We start from the raw sequence: 16,822 nt of genomic DNA, 5'->3' as shown, positions 1-16,822 counted from the left end.
TGGCCCGCACCTAGCGTCCTCTTCAGGTTCGACCACTCAATCGCACTGGAGAAGACAATGAACACAGCCAGGAACGTCGTGCTCGTGCACGGCGGCTTCGTCGACGGATCCGGCTGGCAGCGGGTATACCACCTGCTGCGCCAGGACGGCTACAACGTCCGCGTCGTGCAGAACCCGACGGTCTCCCTCGAGGGCGACGCCACGGCCACCCGGCAGATCCTCCAGCAGTTGGACGGCCCGACCGTGCTGGTCGGTCACTCCTACGGCGGCGCGGTCATCAGCGAAGCCGGCACGCACCCCGCCGTGTCGGCGCTCGTCTACATCGCCGCGTTCGTGCCCGACAAGGGTGAGTCGGTGAACACGCTGATCGCCAACCCGCCGCCCGGGGCGCCCGTCCCGCCGATCCTGCCGCCGCAGGACGGCTTCCTGTTCCTCGACCGCGACAAGTTCCCGGCGTCGTTCGCCGGCGACCTGCCGGCCGACGAGGCGCAGTTCATGGCCGATTCGCAGGTGCCGTGGGGCGTCGACGCGCTCGGCGGCGCGGTCAGCGAGCCCGCGTGGCGGGCGAAGCCCAGCTGGTACCTGGTGGCCACCGACGACCGGATGATCCCGCCGCCCGCCCAGCGGACCATGGCCGAGCGGGCCGGTGCCAGCGTCGCCGAGGCGGCCGGCAGCCACTCAATCTACCTGTCGCAGCCGCAGGCCGTCGCCGACCTCATCAAGCAGGCCGCGGCCGGCTCGCGTTGACCCTGATCCCCTCTCCGTCCACCCACCCCATTCGAAGGATCACCATGTCCATCCGTAGCTGGCTGCGCCCCTCGGCGTTCACCGGGGCCGCAGCCACCCTCGCGGCAGCGGCGGCCCTGATCGCCTCCGCCCCCTCCGCCGGCGCCACCGTCCGCACGCCGACTCCGAAGCCGACGGTCGTGCTCGTACACGGCGGCTTCGCCGACGCCTCGGCCAGTTGGAACAGCGTCGTCGACAAGCTGCAGAAGCGCGGCTACCCCGTCGTCGCGCCGGCCAACCCGCTGCGCGGCCTGCCGTCGGACTCCGCGTACCTCGCCAGCGTCCTGCACAGCATCAGCGGGCCGATCATCCTCGTCGGACACTCCTACGGTGGCGCGGTCATCACCAACGCCGCGGCCGGCAACCCCGACGTCAAGGCGCTGGTCTACATCGCCGCGTTCGTGCCCGACACCGGCGAGGCCCTCGGCGAACTGATCAGCAGGTACCCGGGCAGCGAGATCCAGGCCGCCCTCACCCAGGTGCCCTACCCGGCCGCCGACGGCACCACCGGGACGGACCTGTACCTGCAGGCCGACAAGTTCCGGTCGGTCTTCGCGGCCGACCTCCCGGAGTCGACGACGAGGGTCATGGCCGCCACCCAGCGACCGTTCAGCGCGTCGTCGTTCGTCGACCGTACGCAGGCCGCCGCCTGGCACACCATTCCCTCCTGGGGGCTGGTGGCCACCGACGACAAGGCGATTCCCGCGGCGCTGGAGCGCTACGAGTACCAGCGCGCCGGCTCGCACACCGTCGAGGTCGCCGCGTCGCACGTCGCGATGATCAGCCATCCCGACGTCGTGACCGGGCTCATCGTCGACGCCGCCAACGGCACGAGCTGAACCAGGACGCCGGGGGGCCGCGCGCCCCGGCGGTCCGGGCCCCGGGGCCGGTCCACGCCGACCGGCCGCGGGGCCCTCTGGTCGTTCATGTCAGGCGTCCTGCCGCAGTGCGAGGGCCGGGCACATGGCGATCGCCTTCCGCGCGCCGGTGGCCAGCCACGGGGGCACCGGAGCGTCCGACAGGGACGGATAGCCGTTCGCGTCCAGGGTGATCAGCTCCGGCGCGAGCTGGGCGCACAGTCCGTGCCCGTCGCACCGGGACCAGTCCACCACGAGTCGACCGGCCGTCGAGTTCTCGCCGTCGGGCAACGGCAGGACGCCCCGTACCGGGTCACCGCAGCCGTCGCGGGTCAGATGCGCGGCGATGTCCGGGGTGAAGGTCTCCACCGCCGAGAGGGCGAACCGGGCGGTGCCGTCGGGGTGGCTGCACGCGCCCCGGCCGCGTACCCCGCCGGCCGCCGTGCGGATCTGGTCCAGGGACGCCGCGCCGCCGCTGCCGTCGCTGAGGGCGGCCATCGCCCGAGCCAGGTCGGGCAGGCCCAACTGGCACGGCCCGCACTGGCCGGCGGACTGGCCGGCGAGATAGCGCAGCACCCGGGTGGCCTCCCCGAGCGGGCACGTCCCGTCGCCGAGGGGCAGCATGATGCCCGCGCCGAGGGTGCCGCCGACCTCCGCCAGACCGGCCCGGGACACCACCGCGCGGGACGCCGCCGCGGCGGTGATCCATTTGCCGTGGAACCCGCCGAGCAGCACGCCGGGGCCGATGGTGGCCGCGCAGAGGTCGAGCACGTCCATCAGCGGTACGCCGGTCGGCACCTCCAGCACGGCGGGCCGTCGGGCGGAGCCGCCCACGGTGAGCAGCACGGTGCCGGGTTCGTCGGTGGTGCCGACCTCGGCGAAGGCGTACGGACCGAGGCGGGCTGCCACCGCCAGTTGCGCGTACGTCTCGGCGTTGGAGAGCAGGGTCGGGCGACCGCCCACGCCGGCGTCGCTGGCCAGGCTCTTCCGTCCGGGCGGGATCGGAATGTCCCCGTTGATGCCACGGATCAGCGCGCCGCTCTCCCCCGAGATGAACCGGTGCGGCATGGTGACCAGCCGGGTCGGCGCCGGCATCCGGCGCTCGGCGACGGCCGCGAGCACCGAGTCGGTGGCCACGCCGTCGTCGGCCACCCCGATCACGATGTTCTCGGCCCCGAGTGCGTGCGCGGCGAGCGCGGCGCCGTCCAGGACCAGGTGGGGTGCGCGGGTGAGGAGTGCCTTGTCCTTCCAGCTGGCCGGTTCACCCTCCGTGCCGTTCACCACCACGGTGACCGGTAGCCCTCGCCGCTGGGCCGACTGGGCCACCGCGCGGAGCTTGCGGGCGAACGGGAACCCGGCGCCGCCCCGGCCCCGCAGGCCGATCCGCTCGGCGAGGTCGAGGGCCGCCTCCAGACCGAGTGGTCGGAGCTCGCCGTGCACGGCGAGGTGCGCCCGTCGGTCGAGCCGTTCGACCTGATCGAGGCCGGCGGTCAGCCGGGGTGGCCCGAGGTGCCCGACAGCGGGGACGTTCACCGGCCGACCTCGTTGCGGATGTACGCCCAGAACTGCTCGTCGGTGATCTCGGCTGTCTCGTCGAGCGGGCGGGTTGCCGCGTCGTGTTGGCGGGGCGGAGTCGTCCGGGGCCGCTGCGGGCCGGTCGGCGGCTCCGGTCGGGTCGGCTCGTCGCTGTGTCGGCCGGCTGCGCCGGTGTCGGCGTACGGCGGGGACGCCGGCCGGTCCTCGCGCAGTGGCCGGTACGGGCGGTAGTCGCTCGCCCGGCTGGCCGACGGCACCTCGTCGGGGACTGGGACCGGGGGGACGGTGGCGGGTCGTGGTGCGGCCGGACCCGGGACGTCGACGGCTCTCCGTCGCGCCGGTCCGTCCGGCTCGACGTCGGCCCACTCGGGCTCGGCCAGGGTGGGGATGAGTACGTTCGTGGCGAGCGGGGTGGTGGCCGCGATCGGTGTCGGCTGGCCGGTCGGACGCATCTTCCGCAGGGTGTGCGCCCTGGCCAGGTGGGTCCGGCGGCTCAGGGCCACGAAGAGGCGCACGAGCAGGGCCAGGACGACGAGGGCGACGCAGACGGTGTAGCTCGCCGCGACCCACGGCTTCGCGGCCCGACCGGCGCCCAGCCCGTGGACCATGGCGAGCAGCCAGGAGCCGTAGGCGGTGGCGTGCAGGGCCCGCCACCGGCCCGGGCGTCGGCTCTGTGCGTACGACGCGCGGGTGGCCCCGGTCCAGGTCGCCATGATCATGAGATAGCTGGCGAGGGTGCCGAGCCCGACCTGGACAGGTCGGTGTCCGGCCAGGAACGGGACCACCATGTCCCACACGTGGGCGTGCCCCTCGATGCACTTGGTCAGGATGTGGATCGCGAGGCAGACCACGGCGGTGGCGGCGGTGGCCCGGTGCGCGACCTGCAACAGGATCCGGTGCCGGACCAGCAGGAGCAGGCGGTCGGTCGCGGCCAGTCCGATCATCACCGTGACGGAGAGGCCGACCAGGCTGAACACCCCGGTGAAGTACTCCAGGAACGAGAAGGACCAGGCGACGGCGACGCTGCCCGGTGGGGTGAAGCTCCCGGCGACGATCACGGCCAGGGTCGACGCGATGGCGAGCGGCCGCCGGCCGCCGCGGGCCGCGGGTCGGGTGGCCAAACCCGCGGTGCGCGGAGGTGACTGGCTCGGTCTGGCGCGGTCCATGTCACCTCCGACTTCCGCATCGCACCGGCGTCTTCCGCTGGCTCCGGCGCCGGCCGCTCAGCAGGCCGGCCGGGCGGATGCCACGTCGGTTCATACCAGTACGGCTTTACGGTGGGCAACCTACCGCGAAAAATTTTATAGCGATTTAAGTGCTTATGGACGACCTAGAAGGCTTTGCTGTCCGTAAATCTGTCGCTGATCCGAGTGGGTGGGGTCACGCCCCCGGGGGGTGTCGTCCGCGGGTACGTGGGTCCGGCGCCGGGCCGCGACCGGGCCGTCGGAACCGGCCATATCGGTCGCGCTGTCCCTCGGAGGGACCCTCCGGTCATCCCCCCAAAGGGCCATGGAACAGGCGTCGATCTCCGTGGCAGGGTGAGGTCTCGTGGATCAGGGAGGCGATCACATGCGGTCAGGCACCGGACGACGTTGGCGGCGTACGGTCGGACGGCTCGGCGTGACCGCCGTGCTGGCCGCGGCGGGGATCGCGGTGGCTACCACGCCCGCGCACGCCACCGCCACCCGCACGGTCGCGTTCTGGAGCATGGACGAGCCGACCGGGGCCACCGTGCTCAAGGACAGCAGCGGCAACGGCCGGGACGGCGCGATCGGCACCGAGGTGGTGACCGGGGCGCGGTACGCCGGCGCGACCGTCCACCGGTTCGCCACCCACCTGCCCACCGACATGGAATACGTCCCGGGGCACGTCAACCTGGTGCCGCACAGCACCGAGCTCAACCCGGACGCGGGAGACTTCTCGTTCACCATCCGCTACCGGACCACGTACTCCTTCGGCAACATCCTCCAGAAGGGGCAGGGCGCCACGGCGGGCGGCTACTGGAAGTTCGAGGCGCCCGGCGGCAAGCCCAAGTGCCTGTTCCGCGGCGGCGACGGCTCCTCGCGCACCGGCTACACCGACGTGCCGATCGCCGACGGGCAGTGGCACACGGTCACCTGCAACCGCACCTCCACCTACGTCGAGATGTACGTCGACGGGGTGCGGACCAGCCGGCTGACCGGGCCGACCGGCACCATCGCCAACAACTGGCAGTTCTCCATCGGCGGCAAGAGCCAGTGCGACGGCGTGAAGGTCACCTGCGACTACTTCGCCGGTGACATCGACTACGTCAAGATCCTCAAGGGCGCGGGCGGCGCCGCCAACCAGGCGCCGGTAGCCGACCTCGCGCCGTCGTGCTCCGGGCTGGTCTGCACCTTCTCCGCCGCCGGCTCCACCGACGCCGACGGCGCCATCCAGGACCACCGGTGGGACTTCGGCGACGGGTCCACCGACGACACCGTCTCCGTGCCGACCACCTCCCACACGTACGCGGCGGCCGGCACCTACCCGGTCACGCTCACCGTCACCGACGACCGTGGCGCCACCGGGACCGCGACCGTCCAGGTCACCGTCGCGCCGGTCGCCGAGCGGATCGCCTTCGTCGGTCAGGCCACCGCGAACGCCAACTGGACCAGCCACGCGGTGGCGGTGCCGTCGACCGTGCAGGCCGGGGACACCCTGCTGCTCTTCCTCAGCCAGAACACCCACACCGGCACCGGCCAGCCCACCGGCGTCACCGGCTGGACCCAGCTGGACCGGCTCGACGGCGGGTTCGCCACCACCACCGCCTGGTGGAAGGTCGCCACCGCGGGCGACGCCGGTGCGACGGTACGGGCGACGCTGGACGCCCAGTCCAAGGGCAACCTCATCGTGGCCGCGTACCGGGGCGTCGACCCGGCGCAGCCGGTCGAGGCCTCCGCCCGGGCCACCGACCCGGCCAGCTCCGCCAGCCGGGTCACCCCGTACGCGACGGTGACCGCGGCGCAGAGCTGGGGCGTGTCGTACTGGATGCACGGCGATGGGCTCTCCACCGCGCTGACCCCGCCGCCCGGGGTGGAGGTGCGCAGCAACAGCTCGCAGACCGGCGGGGGACGGGTCACCGCGCTGCTCGCCGACTCCGCTAGCACGGTGCCGGTCGGCAGCTACGGCGGCCTGACCGCGACGGGCGCCGCCGCCAGCACCACCACGACGACGTGGACGGTGATCCTCCGACCGGCGTAGTGGTTGCGCTTTGGGGCTGGGGGCGACCGTCCCCGGCTTCGGGCGGTCAGGCTTGATCCCTGCGCCGGGGACGGTCGCCCCCAGCCCCGACCTTGGTCCAGGTCCGCCCGCCGGTCGCGGTTTTGCTTGGGTACGTGGAAACGCCGCTGGCCGGCACCCCTCGTGTTCGGGTGCCGGCCAGCGGCGTATCGCGTGTCTTCGGTTGGGTCAGCTGTTCCAGTTGGCGGCGACGAGGTCGGCGGCCTGCTGCTCCCACTGGGCGTAGGCGTCCGGGTAGGCCGACACCTGCACGGTCTGGGCGGCCTCGGTCAGCGGCATGTCCTGCCAGCCGTCGACCTGCTTGAGGCCCTTCTCGAAGGCCAGGGTCGAGTACTCGGGGTTGGTGATCTGCTCCGGCGTACCCCAACCCGAGGACGGGCGCTGCTGGAACAGGCCCAGCGAGTCGTGGTCGTTGGCGTCACCCAGGTGACCCAGGTTCTCCAACTTCGACTCCTGCAGGCTCGTGGCGATCGAGATGACCGCGGCCCGCTCCGGCAGACCCGCCTTCTTCGTGGCGGCGATGATCGCCTTGGCGTTGGCGGTCTGCTCGTCGTTCAGCTGGATCTTCGACTGGGCGCCCTGGACACCGTGCGGGATCAGCGTGCCCATGTCGGGCTTGTCGGCCTGCACGGCGGCGGCCGGGGTCAGCGCGGTGGTCGAGGTGGGCTCGTGGTGGTTCAGCGGGCCGGCGGCCAGACCACCGGCGAAAGCCAGACCAGCAATACCCAGCATGCTCTTACGCAGCATCGTGTTCATGGTGAAGCTCCATTCGGAGGTTGGCACACACACCCGGTGGGGGCCGAGATCGTGTGCGCGAGCACCGTCAGGCGCTCAGGAACGGCAAGGGGGAAAGTCTCTGTCCGGTCGGCTGCGGGGCGGGGGCCTCTTCGCGGCGCCGGGACCATGTGTAACGACCGGCCGGCCACCAACATTCCGGAGCCGGTCCGGCCCGTCGAGCGGGCCAGGTACTCGGTCGTACGTCAGGTGTAACGAGCCCGGCCCGCCCACGATTCCGGCCCCACGGTGCCACCGGTCACATCCCGAAGCCGACACCCGGGCACAGACCGCGCACCCCGCGCCGGGAAACCGCGCGGATCCTGACGGCGGGCCTCGCTTCTGCCCACGGCAGATCCGCTGACCGTGAACAACCCTCGCGGTCACTCCGGAGCCTGGGCAGGCTGGGCGTATGAGACTGCTGGTGCTGGGCGGAACGGGATTCGTCGGTGGGGCCACCGTGACCGAGGCGGTACGCCGCGGCTGGTCGGTGACCGTGTTCAACCGGGGGCTGCACGGCGACGTGCCGGACGGCGTACCCCGGTTGCGGGGTGACCGGACCGCGCCGGGCGGGCTGGCGGCGCTGGCCGGCGGCGAGTGGGACCTGGTGGTGGACACCTGGGACGGCGCGCCCCGGGCGGTGCGGGACGCGGCGCGGGCGCTGGTCGGCGCGACGCCGCACTACGTCTACGTCTCCAGCGGTTCCGTCTACGCCGAACCGGTGGAACCGGGCTCGAACGAGGACGCGCCGACCGTCGCGGCGGCCGCCGACGCGGTGGACGGCGACTACGCGCACCTGAAGGCCGGCGGTGAGCGGGCCGCCGTGGAGGTCTTCGGGGACCGGGCGTTGCTGGCCCGGGCCGGGCTGATCCTCGGGCCGGGGGAGGACATCGGGCGGCTGCCCTGGTGGCTGGGGCGCGTCGCCCGGGGTGGCGAGGTGCTGGCCCCCGGGCCGCGCGAACTGCCGGTGCAGTACGTGGACGTACGCGACCTGGCGAGCTGGCTGCTGGACCGCGGCGCGGAGGGCGTCGGCGGGGCGTACAACGTGGTGGGTCGGACCGGGCACGCGACGATGGGTGAGCTGCTCGACGCGGCCGTCGCGGTGACCGGCTCGGACGCGGTGCTGCGCTGGACTGACCCGGAGCCCATCCTCGCCGCCGGCGTGGTGCCCTGGAACGACCTGCCGATCTGGATCCCGCTCGGCCACGAGTACCGCTGGTTGCAGGAGCGCGACGTCGAGCGGGCGTACGCGGCGGGGCTGGCCTGCCGCCCGGTGGCCGAGACGGTCGCCGACACCTGGCGCTGGCTGCGGGAGGTGGGGCGGGTCCCGCCGCGGGCGGGCCGACCGGCGCGGGCCGCGGTGGGCCTCGACCCGCAACGGGAGGCGGCCCTGCTGGCCGCGGTGGCGGGCGGGGCGACGCCGGCCTGACCGGTGTCAGGCCGGCACCACCGGCAGGTCGAGCACCTCGTCCACCGAGCGCCTGGGGGTGGCGACGCCGGGCTGCCCGTACCCGATCCGCATCACCATCTGCGGCGTGCCGAACCGGCCGAGCGACAGCCGCAGCGCCTCCCGTGCCCCCGGCACCTCGATCGGCTGGGAGATCATCGACACGCTCAGCCTGGCGTCGGTGGCGGTGAGCAGCACCCGCTGCAGGGCCTGGCCGGCGACGATCTGGTCGGTGGCGGTGTTCCCGGCGGACCCGAGCACGGCGACCAGGGGCTCCGGCTCGAAGTCCCGCCCCGGCGCCCGGTTGCGCCCACCGAAGCCGCGCTGCGGCAGCAGGTCCTGCGGTTCGCTCTGCGGGCCGCCGGCGGCTACCGGCACCCCGTCAGGGGCGGGCTCCGAACGGATCCACGCGGTCCGCTCGGCGACGTACGCGGGGTCGCGTTCGAGCACCCGGTGGGCGCTGCGGGCGATCTCGGCGAACGCGTTGACCGCGCTGGTCCCGATCACCAGCTCCAGCCAGCACTGCTCGGCCCGGGCCGCCTCGCCGAGCCGCCAGCGGGCGTCGGCGGGGACCGGGTCGGGCCAGAACGGCGCGCGGTTGCTGAACCGGCGGCGGATGGCCGCGTGCAGGCTCTGCTCGGTCGGGGTGGGGCGGCGCGGCAGGTCTGGGACCAGCCGGGCCAGCACGTCCGGTTCTCCGGGGTACGGGCGCAGCCGGACGGTGGCCGGCGTGCCGGCGACCGCGAGGGCCAGCCGCAGGTTGAACAGCGCGGCCCCGCAGGCGATCCGGGCGCCCCAGCCGCTCGGATCGGTGGCGGGCAGCCGGCGCAGCGGGTCGACGGAGATCTCGATCCCGCCGTCGCGCAGCCGGAAGCGCCACGGCTGGGTGTTGTGCAAAGACGGCGCCCGAACGGCGTCGGAGGCGGCGGCCCTGAGCTGCTCGACGGTGAAGCCGGTGGTCATGGTCTTGCTCCTTCCGTGGCAGCCGTGCCGCCCCCCGGTTGGTCCACTCCCACAGTCCGTCACCAGCGGCTTTGCGCGCAGGGCCGGAGGTCCCCTCCTGGTCGGGCCCCACTGCCCGGGGGCGGCGCGCCACGGTAGGGACCTTCGGCCCGTGTGAAACGCGGCGGGGACCGGGTAGAAAAGACGGATGATCCGGGTGTTCCTGCTCGACGACCATGAGGTCGTCCGTCGTGGCCTTGCCGACCTGCTGCAGAGCAGCGGCGACATCGAGGTGGTCGGTGAGTCCGGCTCCGCCCAGGAGGCGGCCCGCCGCATCCCCGCGCTCCGCCCCGACGTGGCGATCCTCGACGCCCGGCTGCCCGATGGCAACGGCATCGACGTGTGCCGGGACGTCCGGGCCGTGGACTCCTCCATCAAGGGGCTGATCCTCACCTCGTACGAGGACGACGAGGCGCTCTTCGCGGCGATCATGGCCGGTGCCGCCGGGTACGTGCTCAAGCAGATCCGCGGCACCGACCTGGTGGACGCGGTGCGCCGGGTGGCGGCCGGGCAGTCCCTGCTCGACCCGGCGATCACCACCCGGGTGCTGGAGCGGATCCGCAACGGTGTCGAGCAGCCGCGCGAGCTGAAGACCCTCACCGAGCAGGAGCGGCGGATCCTGGAGTACGTGGCCGAGGGGCTCACCAACCGGGAGATCGCCGGCAAGATGTTCCTGGCCGAGAAGACCGTGAAGAACTACGTCTCCAGCGTGCTGGCCAAGCTCGGCCTGGAACGGCGTACCCAGGCGGCGGTGCTCGCCACCCGGCTGCTCGGCAAGACCCACTGACCCGGCCGGGCCCCGGCCGGGGCGCCCGGGTCAATCGCGCAGCGGGACGCTCCAGCGCACCTCGGTCCCGTGCGGGATCACCCGGCTGAGCTGGAAGTCGCCGCCGAGGCGTTCGGCCCGCTCGTGTAGGTTGACCAGCCCGCTGCGGGCCGCCTCCGGGTCGCAGCCGACCCCGTCGTCGGTGACCGTCACGCTCACCCAGCCGGCGTCGACCTTGACCGCCACCGTCACCCGGTCGGCGTGCGCGTGGCGTACCGCGTTGGAGAGCGCCTCGCGGAGCACGGCGGTGAGTTCGGGGCGCAGCGCGTCCGGGACGGCGCTGTCGATGGGGCCGGTCAGCTCCAGGTCGGGCCGGTAGCCGAGGGACTCGGCGGCCACCTCGATCGCCTCGCGGATCTCGGTGCGCAGCGCGGCGCTCATCGGGGTGCGCAGCTCGAAGATGGTCCGGCGGATGTCGCGGATGGTGGCGTCCAGGTCGTCGACGGCCGCGTTGATTCGCTTGGCCACCTCGGGCCGGGCGTTCATCGCGCCGCTCTGCAACTGCAGGCCGGTGGCGAAGAGCCGCTGGATCACCACGTCGTGCAGGTCCCGGGCGATCCGCTCGCGGTCCTCGAGGACCACCAGCAGCTCCCGTTCCTCCTGGCCGCGGGCCCGCTCCATGGCCAGCGCCGCCTGGCCGGCGAAGCTGCCCAGCAGCGCGACGTCGTCCTCGGCGACGCGGGCGCTGTCCGGCCGGTGCGCGATCACCAGCACGCCGTGCAGGGTGTCCGCCGCCGCGAGCGGGGAGACCACCGCCGGGCCGGCGATCACCGGCGTGGGCCAGGGCGCGGCCTGCGCGAGGTCGTCCAGCAGGGTGTGCCGGCGCTCGGTGACCTCTGCCGCGAAGCTCGTCTCCGCCGCCGGCAGCACCGCGCCGACCAGCTCCCGGGCCCGCTCGTCGGCTCCGTCGACGACCTCGACGGTGAACTGGCCCTCGTCCTCGTCGTAGAGCAGCACCAGCGCCAGCTCCGCCTCGGCGACCTCGCGGGCGCGGCGGGCCACCAGGGTCAGCGCGTCGGTGCGCCGGACCTCGCCGAGCAGCACCGAGGTGATCTCGGCGGTCGCGGCCAGCCAGCGTTCCCGCCGGTGTGCCAGGGCGTAGAGGCGAGCGTTCTCGATCGCCACGCCGGCCGCGGCGGCGAGCGCCACCACGATCTCCTCGTCATCCTCGGTGAACTCCGCCGCGCCCTGCTTCTCGGCCAGGTAGAGGTTGCCGAAGACGTGCTCGCGGATGCGGACCGGCACACCGAGGAAGCTGTGCATCGGCGGGTGGTGCGGCGGGAAGCCGTACGACTTGGGATGCTGGGTGATGTCCGGCATCCGCACCGGGCGTGGCTCGTCGATGAGCAGGCCGAGCACGCCCCGACCGTGCGGCAGGTCGCCGATCTTGGCGTGCAGCTCGTCGTCGATCCCGTGGATGATGAAGTCGTGCAGCAGCCGGTCGGGGCCGATCACGCCGAGCGCACCGTACCGGGCGCCGACCAGCTCGCATGCCGACTGCACGATCCGCTGCAGGGTGCTGCGCAGGTCGAGGTCGGTGCCGATGCCGACCACCGCGTCGAGCAGGGCGCGCAGCCGTTCCCGGCTGGTCATCACCTCACCGACCCGGTCCAGCATCTCCTGGAGCAGCTCGTCCAGGCGGACCCGGGACAGCGGGCTCAGGCCCAGTGACGGGGTCGGGTGCTCGTGCCGGGGGTTCGGTGCACTGGCCACCGGGCGATGGTATCGCCCGGTGACCGTGCGGCACGAGCCCCGTTACGACAGTTGATCGCGTACCGCCGAGGTGTCGACGGTCTGCGCGGTGTCGAGCCGTGGCGTGTGCGGCGGTCCGGCGTGCGTCGGATCCGCGATCCCCAGCCGCAGCGCGATGTACGGGAAGCCGAGCCCGGCCAGCATCTGGCGCAGCGTCTGCCGGGTGCCCTCCACCTCCACCACCCCGCTCAGCGGCACCAGCGAGACTCCGCGCCGGGTGGCGGTCAGCCAGGCGGCGGAAAGGGCCTCGCCGGCCCGCAGCCAGTTGTCCGGCTCGTCCTCGGTGCCCCAGAGGATCCCGTAGACGGCGGCGCGGTCATGCCCGGGGCCGACCGGCAGGCTGCCGGGGTGGCCGAAGTTGCGGCCCGGGACGGTGGTCTGCGGCGCCTGCTCGGGCAGCACCTCGGGCGGCAGTCCGGCGCCGGTGCCGGCTCGGCTGGTCCAGTACGCCAGCTCCTCGCGCAGCTGCGGATCCTCCGCCTCGACCGTCGCGGCGTGCTGGGCCGCGGTGGCCAGCTGGAGCTTCTGGTCGTCGTCGAGGAGCTGCAGGTTGACGCCCTCCCGGGTGGCCGCCCGGTCGATCTCGCCGAGGGCCGCCTCCGGCACCAGCTCCTCGCTGACCGGTCGACGGTCGGTGTGCCGGACCTGCATGCACTGCACCATGTGCATCGCGTCCGGGTCGGCCCCGGTGTGCCGGAACTCGGTCAGCCGGGCCAGCAGGTCCGGCTGGGCGGGGTCGGGCATCCGCTCCACCACCGGCGTCCAGCCCTCGGCGGCGAGCGCCACCCGGGCGTGGTGCAGCGCGGTGCCGCAGCTGATCGCCAGCAGGCGGCCCTCCGGGTCGGTGGCGGCGAGCTGGCGGTCCCGGACCACCCGCAGTTCCAGCGCGTCGGACAGGACCGCCCAGCGCCACGGCTGGGTGTTGTGCACCGAGGGCGCGTGGCTCGCCGTCCCGGCGGCCTCCGCGAGGGCGGTCGTCAGCGGGCGGTCCCTGGCCGGCGTCTCGTGGCTCATCGTCACGACCTTTCCGTTTCTTCCATCGTGCCCCACCCCACCGGACCAGGGGTGGGGTTGCCGCTTCATCCTCGGGCATCGGGCGACCGGCCGCACGGTACGCAGGACACCCGCCACCGGGCCCTTCGACCCGCCGCAATACCCGCGTTGCCCTACCCGGCCGGTCCCGTCGTTGAGACGATCCGCAGGTGAGAGCCGAACCGCGCGAGTGCGTGCCGGAGCAGCCGGTGCGGCGGCACCGGGTGGACTGGCGGGAGTGGGCGCCGCTGAGCCTGCTCACCCTCGCCGTGCTGGCCGGCGCCGCGCTGTGGTTCGCCGGCCTGCGGGGCCCGGCCGACCTGGTCTGGGCGGCGGTGACGCTGGTCGCGCTGGTGCCGGCCACTTGGGCGGTGCTGCGCCAGCTCTGGCACCGGCAGTTCGGCGTGGACGTCATCGCCGTGCTGGCGCTGGCCGGATCGCTCATCGTCCGCGAATACCTGGCCGGCGCGGTGATCGCGGTAATGGTGGCCACCGGGCGCTCGCTGGAGACGTACGCCCAGCGACGGGCCACCCGTGACCTGCGCGCGCTGCTGGAACGGGCACCCCGGCAGGCGCGGCGGCGCACCCCCGGCGGCGGCATCGAGGTGGTGCCCCTGGATCGGGTCGAGGTGGGCGACCGGCTGGTCGTCGGCCCGGGCGACGTGGTGCCGGTGGACGGGACCGTCGAGGAGGCGGCGACCCTGGACGAGTCGGTGGTCACCGGCGAGTCGCAGCTGATCAACCGGGCGGCGGGGGAGCAGGTGGCCAGCGGTGTCGTCAACGCCGGTGCCGGCTTCGGGCTGCGGGCCAGGAAGAACGCCGCGGAGAGCACGTACGCGGGGATCGTGCGGTTGGCCGAGGAGGCGACGGCGCGCAAGGCCCCGATGGTCCGGCTGGCCGACCGGTACGCGGCTGCGTTCGTGCCCTTCACCCTCCTGCTGGCCGGGCTGGCCTGGCTGCTGTCGGGCCAGTTCATCCGGGCGGTGGCGGTGCTGGTGGTGGCCACCCCCTGCCCGCTGTTGCTGGCCACCCCGATCGCCATCGTCTCCGGGCTGTCCCGGGTGGCCCGGCGCGGGGTGCTGGTCCGCGACGGTGGGTCGCTGGAGCTGCTGGGTCGGGCCCGCACCCTGTTGATGGACAAGACCGGCACGCTCACGGCCGGCCGGCCGCGCGCCGCCGAGACGGTGGTGGCGCCCGGCGGGGACCGGGACGAGGTGCTGCGGCTGGCCGCCTCGGTCGAGCAGCTCTCCCCGCACGTGCTGGCCGCGGCGCTGGTCCGGCAGGCCCGCGAGCAGGGGCTGCCGCTGACCGAGCCGACCGAGGTGAACGAGGAGCCGGGGCGGGGGGTCACCGGCCGGGTCGACGGCCGGCTGGTCCGGGTCGGCCAGCTCGCCGGGGAGCCGCCGGAGTGGGCGCACCGGGTGCGGGAACGCGCCGAGCTGGCCGGCCGCTCCACCGTCTGGGTCAGCGACGAGCGGGCGCCGCTGGGCGCGATCCTGCTGGAAGATCCGGTACGCCCCGACGCCCGGCGGACCGTCCGACGGCTGCGCGAGGCCGGGCTGAACCGCCTGATCATGGTCACCGGGGACCGCCTACGGACGGCCGAGCAGGTCGCCCAGACCGTCGGCGTGGACGACGTGCTCGCCCAGTGCTCCCCGCAGCAGAAGGTCGCCCGGGTCAAGGAGGAGTCGGGCCGGGCGGTCACCGTGATGGTCGGCGACGGCGTCAACGACGCCCCGGCGCTGGCCGAGGCGCACGTCGGCGTGGCGATGGGCGCCACCGGGGCGACCGCCTCCGCGGACGTGGCCGACGCGGTGCTCACCGTGGACCGGCTCGACCGGCTCGCCGACGCCGTGGAGATCGCCCGGTACGCGCGCCGCATCGCCGTGCAGAGCGCCACCGTCGGGATGGGCCTGGCGGTGGTCGCCATGGTCGTCGCCGCCGCCGGCGGGCTGCCCCCGGTCGCCGGCGCGTTCCTGCAGGAGGGCATTGACGTGGTGGTGATCCTCAACGCGCTGCGCGCCCTTGGCGGCGGGCTGCGCCGCCGGGACGTTCCGCCGGCCACCCGGGAACTGCTCGACCGGTACGCGGGGGAGCACGGCGGCGTCCGGGACGTGCTGACCCGGCTACGGGACACCGCGGACCTGGTGGCCGCCCACCCCGATGCGCCGGAGGCCGTGCCGGCGCTGCGGGAGGTGCACCACCGGCTGGTCGACGAGGTGCTGCCGCACGAGGCGGCCGAGGAGCAGCAGCTCTATCCGGCGCTGGCGGGCCCGCTGGGCAGCGAGGAGGCGACCTCGACGATGAGCCGGGGCCACGTGGAGATCAGACGGCTGGTCGACCGGATCGGCGGGCACCTGGCCCAGAATCCCGACGGCCGGTTGCGCCCGGACGAGGTCCCCGACCTGCTCGCCGCCCTGTACGGGCTGGACGCCGTGCTGCGGCTGCACCTGGCCCAGGAGGAGGAGGACTACTTCTCGCTCAACCCGGCGGAGGGCCGGCCGGGCGACGGCCGGTGACCGTCGGGCCGTCGGACATACGGCTCTTCCAGGTTGACGTACCAACCAGCGAAGACGCCGGCCCGGAAGAACCAGCGTCCATCCGTGGCCGGTGCGACCTGACGAATGACCAGCGATCCACGGCGCGGCCGGGGCCGGCGGTCAGCGTTCCCGGACCACCGCGACCGGGCAGTGCGCGTGCTGGAGCAGTTGCTGGCTCACCGAGCCGAGCAGCATCCCGCGCAGGCCGCCCCGACCGCGGCTGCCCACCACCACGAGCTGCGCCTCGCGGCTCGCCTCGACCAGCAGCGCGGCCGGGTTGCCCGGCGCCACCCGCAGGTCGACCTCGACGTCCGGGAAGGTCTCCGGCCACCGGGCCAGCTCCTCCTCGGCCGCCGCCCGTTCCGTGGCGGTGGCCTCGTCCGGGTCGAAGTCCGGCGGCACCCACCGCTCGCCGGGCGGCTCCCACACCCGGACCACCCGCAGCGGCACGTCGCGCTGCTCCGCCCGCTCGACCGCGAAGCCGAGCGCCCGCAGCGAGGACTCCGAGCCGTCCACGCCGACCACCACCGGTCCGGAGGTGGCGGCCTGGCCGTCCCGGACCACGACCACCGGGCAGTGCGCGTGGGCGGTGACGGACACCGCGGTGGAGCCGGCCAGCAGGCCGGCGAACCCGCCGTGGCCGCGGCTACCGAGGACCAGCATCCCGGCCTCGGTGGAGCGTTCCTGCAACACCAGGGCGGGCGGGCCGTCGAAGACCTCGCCGTGCACGGTGAGCCCGGGCCGCTCGGCGGCGGCGTCCGCCGCCGCCTTGCGGACCAGCTCCTCGACCTGCCGCCGGGCGTGCTCGTCCGGCCAGAGGCCGGGCGCCAGCCCGGGGCCGATCCAACCGGCGACCGTCAGCCATTCGAAGACGTACGCCAGGCGGACCGGCCGGCCCGAGCGGCCCGCCTCGTCCAGGGCCCAGTTCAGGGCGACCGTGGCGTCCGCGGAGCCGTCGTAGCCGACCAGGATCTCGTCGCCGCTCACCGGGCCGACCTCCGCTCGCCCG

General features: G+C 74.1%; 13 protein-coding genes. 6 read left to right on the top strand and 7 right to left on the bottom strand.

Annotated elements, in window-relative coordinates:
* Positions 1-57: 57 nt before the first annotated feature.
* Together OG799_RS19265 and OG799_RS19260 are read left to right on the top strand one after the other, a co-directional pair.
* Positions 58-747: an alpha/beta hydrolase gene (locus OG799_RS19265; protein WP_406036561.1), complete on the top strand. Its 690-nt coding sequence runs from the start codon at positions 58-60 to the stop codon at positions 745-747.
* 44 nt (positions 748-791) lie between these two features.
* On the top strand, positions 792-1,625 hold the full coding sequence (locus tag OG799_RS19260; RefSeq protein WP_406036560.1) for an alpha/beta hydrolase: 834 nt from the start codon (positions 792-794) through the stop codon (positions 1,623-1,625).
* 90 nt (positions 1,626-1,715) lie between these two features.
* Here OG799_RS19260 and OG799_RS19255 read toward each other — a convergent pair whose 3' ends face one another.
* On the bottom strand, positions 1,716-3,176 hold the full coding sequence (locus tag OG799_RS19255; RefSeq protein WP_406036559.1) for an NADH-ubiquinone oxidoreductase-F iron-sulfur binding region domain-containing protein: 1,461 nt from the start codon (positions 3,174-3,176) through the stop codon (positions 1,716-1,718).
* A complete protein-coding gene (locus OG799_RS19250; RefSeq protein ID WP_406036558.1) occupies positions 3,173-4,345 on the bottom strand; it encodes a hypothetical protein in 1,173 nt (390 codons plus the stop codon). The genes OG799_RS19255 and OG799_RS19250 overlap by 4 nt, the downstream gene beginning before the upstream one ends.
* Positions 4,346-4,748: 403 nt before the next feature.
* Between OG799_RS19250 and OG799_RS19245 the strand changes: the two genes are divergently transcribed.
* Positions 4,749-6,401, top strand: a complete 1,653-nt coding sequence (locus OG799_RS19245; RefSeq protein WP_406036557.1) for a PKD domain-containing protein — start codon at positions 4,749-4,751, stop codon at positions 6,399-6,401.
* Between the two features lie 207 nt (positions 6,402-6,608).
* Here OG799_RS19245 and OG799_RS19240 read toward each other — a convergent pair whose 3' ends face one another.
* Positions 6,609-7,196: a hypothetical protein gene (locus OG799_RS19240; protein WP_406036556.1), complete on the bottom strand. Its 588-nt coding sequence runs from the start codon at positions 7,194-7,196 to the stop codon at positions 6,609-6,611.
* A gap of 430 nt (positions 7,197-7,626) precedes the next feature.
* Here OG799_RS19240 and OG799_RS19235 point away from each other — a divergent pair, with 430 nt between their 5' ends.
* Positions 7,627-8,643, top strand: a complete 1,017-nt coding sequence (locus OG799_RS19235) for an NAD-dependent epimerase/dehydratase family protein (protein WP_406036555.1) — start codon at positions 7,627-7,629, stop codon at positions 8,641-8,643.
* 6 nt (positions 8,644-8,649) lie between these two features.
* Here OG799_RS19235 and OG799_RS19230 read toward each other — a convergent pair whose 3' ends face one another.
* Complete coding sequence (locus OG799_RS19230) at positions 8,650-9,624, bottom strand: Acg family FMN-binding oxidoreductase (protein WP_406036554.1); 975 nt, start codon at positions 9,622-9,624, stop codon at positions 8,650-8,652.
* A 187-nt stretch (positions 9,625-9,811) separates the two neighbouring features.
* Between OG799_RS19230 and OG799_RS19225 the strand changes: the two genes are divergently transcribed.
* On the top strand, positions 9,812-10,450 hold the full coding sequence (locus OG799_RS19225) for a response regulator transcription factor (protein WP_130333476.1): 639 nt from the start codon (positions 9,812-9,814) through the stop codon (positions 10,448-10,450).
* A 30-nt stretch (positions 10,451-10,480) separates the two neighbouring features.
* Here the strand turns inward: OG799_RS19225 and OG799_RS19220 are convergent, their stop codons facing one another.
* Both OG799_RS19220 and OG799_RS19215 read right to left on the bottom strand, forming a co-directional pair.
* Positions 10,481-12,151, bottom strand: a complete 1,671-nt coding sequence (locus tag OG799_RS19220; protein WP_406046334.1) for a GAF domain-containing protein — start codon at positions 12,149-12,151, stop codon at positions 10,481-10,483.
* A 93-nt stretch (positions 12,152-12,244) separates the two neighbouring features.
* Positions 12,245-13,255 carry an Acg family FMN-binding oxidoreductase gene (locus OG799_RS19215; RefSeq protein ID WP_406036553.1) on the bottom strand — a complete coding sequence of 337 codons (1,011 nt, stop codon included), beginning with the start codon at positions 13,253-13,255 and terminating at the stop codon, positions 12,245-12,247.
* A gap of 188 nt (positions 13,256-13,443) precedes the next feature.
* Here OG799_RS19215 and OG799_RS19210 point away from each other — a divergent pair, with 188 nt between their 5' ends.
* A complete protein-coding gene (locus OG799_RS19210; protein ID WP_406036552.1) occupies positions 13,444-15,792 on the top strand; it encodes a heavy metal translocating P-type ATPase in 2,349 nt (782 codons plus the stop codon).
* Positions 15,793-15,933: 141 nt separating this feature from the next.
* Here the strand turns inward: OG799_RS19210 and OG799_RS19205 are convergent, their stop codons facing one another.
* Positions 15,934-16,800 carry a universal stress protein gene (locus tag OG799_RS19205; RefSeq protein WP_406036551.1) on the bottom strand — a complete coding sequence of 289 codons (867 nt, stop codon included), beginning with the start codon at positions 16,798-16,800 and terminating at the stop codon, positions 15,934-15,936.
* Positions 16,801-16,822 lie beyond the last annotated feature (22 nt).

The sequence above is a fragment of the Micromonospora sp. NBC_00898 genome (genome assembly GCF_045207895.1).
In the GTDB taxonomy this organism is placed as follows: domain Bacteria; phylum Actinomycetota; class Actinomycetes; order Mycobacteriales; family Micromonosporaceae; genus Micromonospora.
Note: the sequence above shows the minus strand (reverse complement) of the source record. Positions and strands in the feature narration are given on the sequence as shown.